This window comes from Kitasatospora sp. NPDC094028 (assembly GCF_049543595.1).
Taxonomy (GTDB): domain Bacteria; phylum Actinomycetota; class Actinomycetes; order Streptomycetales; family Streptomycetaceae; genus Kitasatospora.
Window position 1 is genome coordinate 126,927 of the sequence record NZ_JBMVFA010000021.1, and the last position, 9,801, is coordinate 136,727.

8 protein-coding genes and 1 pseudogene are annotated in these 9,801 nt (G+C 75.7%); 3 read left to right on the forward strand and 6 right to left on the reverse strand.

The genetic code is table 11. The features are described 5' to 3' along the window. The first annotated feature begins 37 nt into the window (after nt 1-37). Both ACPC54_RS27395 and ACPC54_RS27400 read left to right on the forward strand, forming a co-directional pair. Nucleotides 38-2,827: a lantibiotic dehydratase gene (locus tag ACPC54_RS27395; protein WP_498968508.1), complete on the forward strand. Its 2,790-nt coding sequence runs from the start codon at nt 38-40 to the stop codon at nt 2,825-2,827. Further along, nucleotides 2,820-4,049: a lanthionine synthetase C family protein gene (locus tag ACPC54_RS27400; RefSeq protein ID WP_498968510.1), complete on the forward strand. Its 1,230-nt coding sequence runs from the start codon at nt 2,820-2,822 to the stop codon at nt 4,047-4,049. Before ACPC54_RS27395 ends, ACPC54_RS27400 begins: the two co-directional genes overlap by 8 nt. A gap of 402 nt (nt 4,050-4,451) precedes the next feature. Here ACPC54_RS27400 and ACPC54_RS27405 read toward each other — a convergent pair whose 3' ends face one another. The 5 genes from ACPC54_RS27405 to ACPC54_RS27425 form a co-directional block, all read right to left on the reverse strand. Continuing rightward, a complete protein-coding gene (locus ACPC54_RS27405; RefSeq protein WP_498968511.1) occupies nt 4,452-5,654 on the reverse strand; it encodes a hypothetical protein in 1,203 nt (400 codons plus the stop codon). Then, nucleotides 5,651-6,598 carry a hypothetical protein gene (locus tag ACPC54_RS27410; RefSeq protein WP_498968513.1) on the reverse strand — a complete coding sequence of 316 codons (948 nt, stop codon included), beginning with the start codon at nt 6,596-6,598 and terminating at the stop codon, nt 5,651-5,653. Before ACPC54_RS27410 ends, ACPC54_RS27405 begins: the two co-directional genes overlap by 4 nt. Continuing rightward, complete coding sequence (locus tag ACPC54_RS27415; protein ID WP_498968515.1) at nt 6,595-7,491, reverse strand: hypothetical protein; 897 nt, start codon at nt 7,489-7,491, stop codon at nt 6,595-6,597. The genes ACPC54_RS27410 and ACPC54_RS27415 overlap by 4 nt, the downstream gene beginning before the upstream one ends. A gap of 64 nt (nt 7,492-7,555) precedes the next feature. Further along, nucleotides 7,556-8,431: a hypothetical protein gene (locus ACPC54_RS27420; RefSeq protein ID WP_498968517.1), complete on the reverse strand. Its 876-nt coding sequence runs from the start codon at nt 8,429-8,431 to the stop codon at nt 7,556-7,558. A 316-nt stretch (nt 8,432-8,747) separates the two neighbouring features. Next, nucleotides 8,748-9,290 carry an NUDIX hydrolase gene (locus ACPC54_RS27425; RefSeq protein ID WP_498968519.1) on the reverse strand — a complete coding sequence of 181 codons (543 nt, stop codon included), beginning with the start codon at nt 9,288-9,290 and terminating at the stop codon, nt 8,748-8,750. 71 nt (nt 9,291-9,361) lie between these two features. Here ACPC54_RS27425 and ACPC54_RS27430 point away from each other — a divergent pair, with 71 nt between their 5' ends. Beyond that, nucleotides 9,362-9,505: a hypothetical protein gene (locus ACPC54_RS27430; RefSeq protein WP_498968521.1), complete on the forward strand. Its 144-nt coding sequence runs from the start codon at nt 9,362-9,364 to the stop codon at nt 9,503-9,505. Between the two features lie 213 nt (nt 9,506-9,718). Here the strand turns inward: ACPC54_RS27430 and ACPC54_RS27435 are convergent. Then, a pseudogene (locus tag ACPC54_RS27435) lies at nt 9,719-9,801 on the reverse strand (transposase); the annotation flags it as partial.

Genomic DNA, 9,801 nt, shown 5'->3' on the forward strand with positions numbered 1-9,801 from the left:
GTCGCCCACCCGCCCATTCGACCAGGGGAGATCGCCAGTGCGTAGTCGTCTCGTGCCCGACGCGGTGGTACTCGCCCGCCTCCCGCTCCTGGCGGCCGACTGCACGAAGGCCGGCGGGCTGATCGCCGAGGGGCTGTTCCTCGCCTCCCGCGATCTCGACGGCGCCCCTGGCAGCGCACTGGCCAGGGCCGCCTACGACCTGCGCGCCCGTACCCGCACCACCCCCAACGGCGTCTGGGCCGCCACCACCACCGCGCACCTGGTGGCCGGGGAACCGGTCCTGCTGCTCGGCGAGAAGCACCGCTGCGCGACCCACCCCAACCCGGCCTGGCTCGCGGCCGTCGCCGACCTCGCCCTGGATCTGCCGGACGGGCTCGACCACCTGCGCCTCTTCGCCAACCCGACCGCGCTGCAGCGCGGCGCGGTGCTGGAGGTCGAGCACCCGGGGCCGGACGGCACGGCGCAGCTGGGTACGGCCCGGGTGACCGAGGTGTCCAGTTGGCTGATGCGCGAGTGCGGCCGCGCCGGCGGGGCCCCGGCCGGGCGGGTCGTCCGCGCGGCCCTCAAGCGCTGGCCCGGTGCCGGCTCCACCGCCGTCCGGGCCGCGATCACCTCGCTGGTCCGCACCGGCCTGCTCCTGACCGACCACCTGCCCGCCGACCTCGCCCGCGACCCGCTCGGCCACCTCGCCACGAAGCTCCCTGCGGCCTGCGGCCTTCGCGCCGACGTCCTCGACCTGCGCGCGCGGCTGGCCGACGCGGACCGGCACCGGCCCGGCGCCCCCGAACGCCTGCCCCTCCTGCGCACCGCCCGCCGCGTGGCCGACGCGATCCACGCCGCCGCCCGCCCGCTCACCTGCGACACCGTGGCCGAGACCGAACTGCGTCTCCCGGCCATGGTGGGGAGGGAGACGGCGCGGGCCGTCGACACCCTCTGGCGCATTGGTCACCGCACGGCCCCGCTGCTGTCCTGGACAGCGAAGTTCCGGGAGGCGTACGGGCCGCACCGCCTCGTCCCGCTCCTCGATGCCGTCGACCCGGCCGCTGGGATCGGCCCACCCGCGCCGGAGGATGCGATCGGTGCCCGCTGCGACCTGGACGAGCGCCGCACCCAACTCCTCCTCTCGCTGCTCACCACGGCGATAGCGCGCGGCGAGCACGAGGTGGAGCTGACCGAGGAGATGGTGGCTGCGCTGGCCCACCACGGCGACGGGCGGCCGCCGCGCACGGCCGAGGCCCACGTCCGCGTCCGGGAAGACCACGGCGGCCGCCTCGCCCTGGCCATCGGCACCCACGCCGCGCAGGATGCCGGGTCGGCCGCCGGACGCCTCGCCCGCTACCTGCCCGACCTCGCCCCCCAGCAGCCGGCCGGCGCTGACCCCGTGCTCGCCGAGATCGTCTGCCGCCCCCTCACCACCGGTACGGGGGCCCTTGCGGTGGAGAGCGGGCGGACGGCGTACCGCATCCCCGTGGGCCTGCCCCTCACCGACTCCCGGGACCTCGACCCGCGCACCCTGCTCGTCACCACCGCCCAGGCCGGGCACCTCGCCCTCTACTCCCCCCGACTTGGCCGCCTGGTCCGGCCGGTGCTGCTCAGCCGGATCACCCGCGCGCTCCTGCCCCCGGCCGCCCAGCTCCTCCACCTCCTGGGGCACGCGGACGAGAGGCCCTGGCACCCCTGGTCGTGGGGTCCCGCCGGCCTCGCCCCCTATACCCCGCGCGTCACCTACCGCTCCACCGTCCTCGCCCCGCAGCGCTGGCTCCTCCCCCAGGGCCTGGCCGAGCTGGTCGACCATCACGACCGCTGGCACGCCCACCTGGACGACTGGCTGGCCCGCCCCACCCTGCCCGTGTCGCAGCAGGTGGTGATCGAGGAGAGCGACCGGCACCTGCCCATCGACCTGCGCGATACGGACCACCGCGAGTTGCTGCGCCGCAGTGTCCGCCGCGGCTGCCGCACGGTCAGCGAGGTGCTGCCGGGTCAGCCGCCGGTGCACGGTCCAGACGGCCGCCACCACCTCGAACTCGTCGTCACCCTGCGCCAGCAGCACGACGGCGAGCGCCCGGTGCCCCTCGACCCGCGCGCCGCTGCTCGGCTCCGGCACGCCGACACCATCTCCCCGGGCGGCATCTGGCTCTCCCTCGCCCTGCCCGTCCCCGTCCGGCACCAGGACGCCGTCCTCGCCCAACTCCCCCAGCAGCACGGCGCGCTGTCGTACTGGCTGCGCTACACCTCCCCCGACCTCGGCCCCCACCTGCGTCTGCGCTACCAGGCCGCCCCAGAGGTGCTGGCCGCCGTACAGCAGGAACTCGCCGGCCTCGCCGCGCGGCTGGCCGAACAGCGCCTGGCCAACGGCCACCTGATCGCCGTGCCGTACCAGCGCGAGACCCAGCGCTACGGTGGGCCCGAGGCGGTCGGTACGGCCGAGGCGGTGTTCGCCGCCGACTCCGCCCTCGTCCTCGCCGCCCTTCCCGGCCAAGGCGACGACCAGCGGCTCATCCTCGCTGCCCAGACCGCCGCCGCGATCACCCGTGCCCTCAACACCCCCACCGCCGCCCGACCATGCCCTCTCCCGGCCGACCTGCGCCGCCACCGGGAGGCCCTACGGGCCAGGTGCCGGACCGCCACCGTCCCCGCCGCGCTCACCGGCCCGTGGAACACCCTGCTGGACACCCTGACCGCCTACCGGCCACTCCTCTCCGACGAGGTGGCACCGCTGTGCGCCTGCGACCTCATCCACATGCACTGCAACCGCCTCCTCGGTACCGACCGCTCGCGCGAGCAGCTGGCACGCTCCCTCGCCACCGACCTCCTCCGCCATGCCTGACCCCCTCCTGCTGGTGGAGGAGACCGTGGCCGCCGCCCTCGCCCCGGAGCAGACCGCCGCCACCCTGACCCCCGGCGCCGCCGCCACCCTTGCCGACGGTCTGCCCGGCACCGCGCTGTTACTCGCAGTCCTGGCCGACCTCGACTCCACGCTGATCGACGCGGCCGACCAGCACTGGAACGCCGCCGCACGTCTCGTCGCCAACTCCCGCCCGGACGGCATCTACTCCGGCCCCGGCGCGCTGGCTGCCTCCCTCATCTTCGGCAGCGCCTACCTGCCCGCCGACCGGCGCCGGCACGACGCCCTCTGCCGTGCTGCCTCCTGGCTGACTGCCCGCGCCCAGGGCCTGGCCCAGCACCAAGCCACCCGGTCGGTCGCGGGCGGCAGCGGAACCCTGTGGGGCGTTTACGACACCATCAAGGGCCTCGCCGGGATCGGCCGCACGCTCCTCGCCGCCAAACAGCTCGGCCTCACGGACGCCGAGCCAGGGCTGACCGCCGCCCTCACCACCCTCACCAGGCTGATCACCACCACCGACACCGCGGGCCGACCCGGCTGGTGGGTTCCGGCACAAGACCACGCCCTCGCCGTACCCGGGACCCTGCCGCCCTCCGGCACCGCGAGCACCGGGGCCGCGCACGGCATCGCCGGACCTCTCGCCCTGCTCTCCCTCGCGCACCAGGCCGGCAGCTCCGTGCCCGGACAGGAACGGGCCATCGCCACCGCAGCTCACTGGCTCCTCAACTGGGCCGTGCCCGGCCCCTCCTGGCCCCCGTACGTCAGCGGCGACGACCTCGCCCAACCGCCGGACACTGGGCGCCTGGCCGCCGCCGCAGGCCGCCGCGACGCCTGGTGCTACGGCACCCCCGGCATAGCGGCCGCCCTTCACCACGCCGGCCGGGCACTCAACGAGCCCACCGTCCTCACCTTGGCCCGCCAAGCCCTCGACACCCTCGCCCGCCGTCCGCCGACCACCTGGGACACGAGCGGTCCGGGGCTCTGCCACGGCAGCGCTGGAGTCCTCCAAGTAGCCACTCGTCTAGGCAACTTGCCGCTCGCCGCAGCAGCAGCCGGACACACGATCGCCTCCGCGCGCCAGAGCCGTCCGGCGATCGGCTTTCTCGCCGGCCGCACCGGCACGGCCCTCGCCCTGGCCACCCACCACCACCCCCTCGACGCGACCCGGCAAGTGCACTGGGACGGACTGCTGCTGCTGGTCTGACCCACCGGCTGCCCCCACACCGTCGCCTGGTGCGACTTCGCTCCGGGCTTCTCCGCGCAGCACCCCCGACCCCGCCCAGGGCTGTCCCAAGGCCTGCGCCTACTGCTTCCTGAAGGGCCCCCGCCCCCGTCGCCCCCCGACATCAACCAACCCCACATAGTCACACCCACCCCGTTCTGCACCACCCCGACAGGCACCCGGGAGGGGCGGGGGGCGGGGGGCGGGGGGCGGGGGGCGGGGGGCGGGGGGCGGGGAAGAATGACAAGGGCGGCGTTCGGCGTCAAGATGCCAGGAGCATTTCTCCATAAGGGATTTGGGGCTCATAGCGGTTCTTGACCGTCCGTCAGACTTCCACCGGTCCCGGGGCCGGCCGGTGACGGCCGGCCGGCTCCGGGGGCGGGGTCAGGAGAGCAGGTCGGCCTGGAGGGTGACGACCTGTCGGAAGGGGGCGAGGGCGACGCCGCCCGGGTTGGTCATGGTGACGATGGCCACCACGTCGCCGGCGCTCAGGTAGGCGACGCGGCCGGTGGGGTTGTTCTTCGCGCCGCTCTTCTTCGTGCCGTAGAGGGCGGTCAGGTTCACGCCCTCGACGGTGTCCCAGTCCTTCGTGGAGGCGCTGTCGGTGTCCGGTACGGCCTTGAGCACGCCCTTGCCGCGCAGCCAGGTGTAGGCGTCCCAGGACTCGCTGGTGGAGTCGAAGCGCAGCAGCCGGATCTGGGTGCGGGTGCCGTCCGAGGCCGTCCACTCGCGGACGGTGGCGCCCACGCACACGTCGCGGTTCAGGACCATGCGCGCCTTGGCCGCGTCGCCCTGCTGCTCGGCGAGGAACGCCTCGCACGGCACCCAGTCGGCGAAGCCCCCGGCCGAGGGGGCCGGCGCGGCGGCGGCCGCGGCGGAGGCCGTAGCGGAGGCGGTGGGGGCAGGTGCGGCGGAGGCGGTGGGGGCGGTGGTGGTGGGCGCGGCCGGGGACGGGAAGGGCTGCGGAACCTCGGAGCCGCCGGCCTCCTTGGGCGCGGGCAGCACCAGGTAGCGCAGGTCCGCGTGGTGGGTGCGGGCCGTGCCCTGCGGGACGCCCTGGCCCGCGGGCAGCGGGGGCAGGGACAGGGCGGGGAAGGTGTAGCGGCCGTCGCCCGCGGTGGCCAGGCCCGGGATGTCGGTGCGCTCGGGCGCGGTGACGGCCAGTGCGGTGCCGGTACCGGCCAGGGCGAACACCAGCGCGGCGCTGCCCCAGCGCACGGCCGCCCGGCGGCGGGCACGCCGTACCTCGGGGTCGGGCGCCGGGGCGGCGCTCCCGGCGGGCGGGGCGTAGACGGCGTCGAAGGCGTCGAGGTCCCCGGCCGGGGCCCCGGCAGGGGCGGCCGGGGCGGGGGCGGGGGCGGGGGCGGGCTCGGGGGCCGTGAAGACGGCGTCGCGGGCCCAGGCGGAGTCCGGCACCGGGGCCTGCGGCACGGGCGGCACGGCCGGGGCCGGGGCGGCGGGCGCGGGCGGCGCGGCCGGGGCGGCAGGCGCGGGCGGCGCGGCCGGGGCGGCGGGCGCGGCCGGGGCGGCGGGCGCGGCCGGGGCGGGCTGCGGCTCGGGCTGCGGCGCGGTGGGCTGGTCGGTCATACGGTGGCTCCCGGGGCGGCGAGTCGGTCGAGCTGCGCGGCGAACAGCGCGATGATCTTGTCCTTGGGCAGCGGCGCCGGGCCTTCGGCGTTCATGATCACCAGGAGGTCGCCCTCGGCGGCCGAGCACTCCAGGTAGTCGATCGGCGCGGACGGCGGGGCCGGCATCAGGTAGCAGTGCGCCTCCGGATGGCCCGGCACCTGCGGGCCGACCCGGAACAGGCCGGTGTCCCCGGTGAAGACCGCCGTGTACTCGTTGATCTTCTGCACCTCCTGCTGGTTGAACTGGCGCAGCTTCAGGCCGATCAGCAGGTCGTTGGCCTCGGTGCGGTAGGTCCGCACGCCGGTGCCCTTGACGTGCAGGCCCTCCCAGTACTGGCGGATCGTGTCGCGCTTGGCCTTGGGGACCTGCTGCAGTTCGGCGTCCAGTTCCTCGGCCAGCTGCTGGCTGCCCAGCTCCGCGTCGTTGCCGTAGCCGCCGTCGTCCGGGCCCAGCCGGTAGCCGGCCGGCACCGGCAGCAGCAGGTCGCGCAGCGAACCGAAGTGGCTGCCGTTGGACTTGGCGCCGTAAGGCGTCGCGCTCGCGCTCGGCGCCGGGGCGGCGGCGGGCGCGGCGGCCGGGGCCGGGGTGTCGTCGTAGTGGACCTTGATGATGCCGATGCCGATCGCCACGCCGGCCAGCGCCGCCGCGACGGTGGCCGCCGACGCGCGCAGCAGCGGGCTCGCACCGGCGGGGCGGGGCCCTGCGGCCGGTGCCTCGCCGGCCTGGCCGTCCGCCTGCTGCCCGTCCGTCTGCTGCCCGGTGGCCGGGGCCTGGGCGGCAGGCGCCTCGGCGGCGGGGGCCTCGGTGGCGGGGGCCTCGGCGGCGGCCTGGGGCTCGGTCGCGGGCGGCTGCCCGGCCGGCTCGGGGGCGGCCGGGGTGCCGGTCACGGTGTCGTCGCTCATACCAGCCGCTCCCACTGCTGCTTGGCGAGGCTCTTGACGGCCTCGGCGTCCAACGGCTGGGGCGCGAAGACCTCGACCAGCATCTGCAGCGAGCCGCGCTTGGCGGCGGCCGAGCCGTAGTAGTACGTGTCGGTGCTGTCGGCCCAGTGCCGCGGTGTGTCGTAGATGCGGAAGCTGCTGTCGACGTCGTCGGCGAACTGCTGTCCGCGGTCGGGCTTGGCGTTGTCGGCGTCCTCGGCCGTGTACTGGGTCAGCGTCACCCGGTAGCGGATGTTGTCCTTCTTCCAGTCCACCTCGGCCGCGCGCCGCACGCCGGAGCCGAGCAGGGACGTGAACAGGTCGGCCGCGTCCCCCTTGTGCTCGGCGAGCTCGCCGACCGACACCCAGCTCGGCTTGTCCGGGAAGTCGCCCCAGGCCTCGCTGCCCGCCGGGGGCTTGACCAGCAGTTTGGTCAGGTCGCCCTCGATGGCCGGCGCCTTGGGCTGGGCGGCGGCGAACGCGGAGGCGTCCACCGGCGCGGCCGGGTAGCCGGGCAGGGCGACCTGCAGCGGCGGCAGCGGCGTGGCCGGGCGCTGGGCCTGGACGGCGTAGCCGACGCCGCCGCCGGCCAGCACGCCCAGCACCAGCCCGTACACCGACAGCAGCACCGGGCGGGGGCGGCGCGGCGGGCGGGCCGGCCGCTCGGGACCGGCGGCCAGCACGTCACCGGGCGCGACCTGGGCGGGGGCCGGGACGGCGTGCGGTTCGGCGCCCGGCCCGGCCATCGGCTCGGTGACGGCGGCGGGTGCGGGTGCGGCCGGGGGCTGCGGCGGCGCGGCGGGTGCGGGCGGCACGGGCGCTGCGGCCGGCGCGGGCGCGGGCGTGGGTGAGGGCTCCGCGGGTTCGGTGGTCACGAAGGTGGCTCCAGAGGAGGAGAGGCGAGGAGGAGGAAGGGGCGCGGGCGGCGGCGGGGCGGGCTCAGCCGCCGGAGGCCAGCCAGTCGCGCTGGCGCTTCATCAGGTCGCTCAGCAGCGCCTTGTCCGGGGTGCCCTTCACCTCGACGTCGATGGTGTACTGCACGTCGCCCTGGCTGGAGACGCCGGTCATCGACCCGGTGTAGGCCTGCTGCTTGGGCTTGCGCAGGAAGCCGTGGGCGTCCGGGTCGCCGTCGATGTCGATCGACTCCTGCGACTTGATGGTGTAGCCCTTGACGAACTGGCTCGCCGTCGCGGCGGAGCCCAGGTGCAGCAGGGTGACGGTCACCTGGGTCTTGCCGTCCGCGCTGCGGTACATGCGGGTGGCGCCGCCCTGGTAGCCGAGCTGGTGCAGGAGGTCCATGATGCCGTCCTGCTTGCCGAAGATCTCGGCGACCTCGTCGTCGGTCATCGTCGCGCCGTCCGGCGGGCCGTAGGACTCGCCGCCGTCCGGGATCGGGAGCAGGAAGTAGCGCAGGTCGCCCTCGTGCTTGCCGCCGCTGACCGTGCCCTTGACGGTGCTGGCCGGCTTGGGCTGGGCCGGCGCGGCGGTGGGCACCGGGACCGGCACCGCGGAGGGCGTCGGGCTCGCGCCCGCCGTGGCGGTGCGCGCGATCGTCGGCACGGGCGCGGCGGCCACCGCGCGGTCCTGCGGCTTGCCGACCGCCACCGTCACCGCGGCGCTGGCCGCCGTGACGGCGAGCAGCGCGACGGTGGACAGCGCCACCCGGGCCGAGCGCGGCATCCGCCGCACGGCCGGGGCCTGCGGCACGGGCGGCTCCTGCTGCTCCTGCTGCTCCTGCTGCTGCTCCGGCTGGACGGGCGGTGCGGGCGGCTGCGGGGCCTGCGGCGCGGCGCTCTCGTGCTCGGGCGTGGACAAAGAACTCCCCCGGGGAAAATGTGGATTCCACGCGCGGGCCCTCTCACGGAAATCCGCTCCCCCGAGCAGGTCTCGGGACCGTCCATCGCGCGTCTCAGCAGGAATTATGAGAGTCCCATGACGATCGCGCCAACCAAATGAATCGTCACACTCCGCCGCAATGCCCGATGAATCGGACAGGCCGTGACCCAACCGCAATCGGCGCAGGCCACGAGCGGTGCGAGCGGGGCCCCGGCCTCCGTTTTCGTCCGCACCGGGAGGGGTTTCGGCGCGGGAAGTCGGCCGGTCCGACTTCTTGTGCCGGCGTGGCGCCCCGTCAGCGGCCGGTGAGGCGGTGCGGGCCGAGGTAGTAGGACAGCGCGGCCACCGCGGCGCCGTCCGAGATCCCTCCGCCGGTCAGCAGCCGCACCACCTCGGCCTCGGGCAGCCACTCGACGCGGGTGGCCTCGCCGGCGTCCTGCGGCTCGCCCACGTAACGGCAGCCGGTGACGTGGAAGGCGTGGAAGCGGGCGTCGGAGATGCCGGTCAGCGCGAAGTACTCGGTCAGCGGCTCGACCCGGCCCGCCCGCCAGCCCGTCTCCTCCTCCACCTCCCGGGCGATCGCCGCGGCCGGCTCCTCCCCGGTCTCCGTCCACCCGGCCGGCAGCTCCCAGCCCCACCGGCCGGTGATGAACCGGTGCCGGTACAGCAGCAGGAACCGGCCCTGCTCGTCGGTGACGACGGCGGTGGTGCACGCGCGCGGCATGCGCAGCACGTGGTGCTCGATGCGCCCGGTGCCGGGGACGTCGACGTCGTCCAGCCACAGCTCGACCCACGGGGAGCCGTAGACCCTGCGCCGGCCGTGCACCTGCCACCGCACCCTGCGTCTCCTGCCCGTGTCCGCGAAAAGGCCCGATCCTACCCGGGGCCGCCCGGTCGGGATGTGGGGCCATGACGATCACGGCGGTGGGGTTCGACGCCGGCGAGGACCCGGCGTGCTTGCGCCCGCGTCGCCCGGGCCGTGCCGGGCAGCACGACCCGGCCGCCGCACGGGCCACCTTCCGCGTCGACTCCCCGGCGAACTCCCCGGCCTGATCGCCGAGTTCACCACCGGACGGAACCGACGCCGCCGCCCCCGGCCCCCGGCCCCCGGCCTGCGGCACGGGCCGGCGGCGGGGCGAGAGCGCAGGCGTTGCCCGAGGACTTTCCTGACGTGCACATGGCGGCATGTCCGGATGCAGACAGGCCGATTGGCGACAACCGGAAGCCCTTCCGGCGGGGTCGGCGGAAGGCGAAGCTAGTGCCGCATCAGGCAACGTTCGCCCTGGTGACGACTTCGCGTAGTCGTTCGTCGGCGGCGTGCTTGTTCCGCCAGATGATGTAGCGGCGGA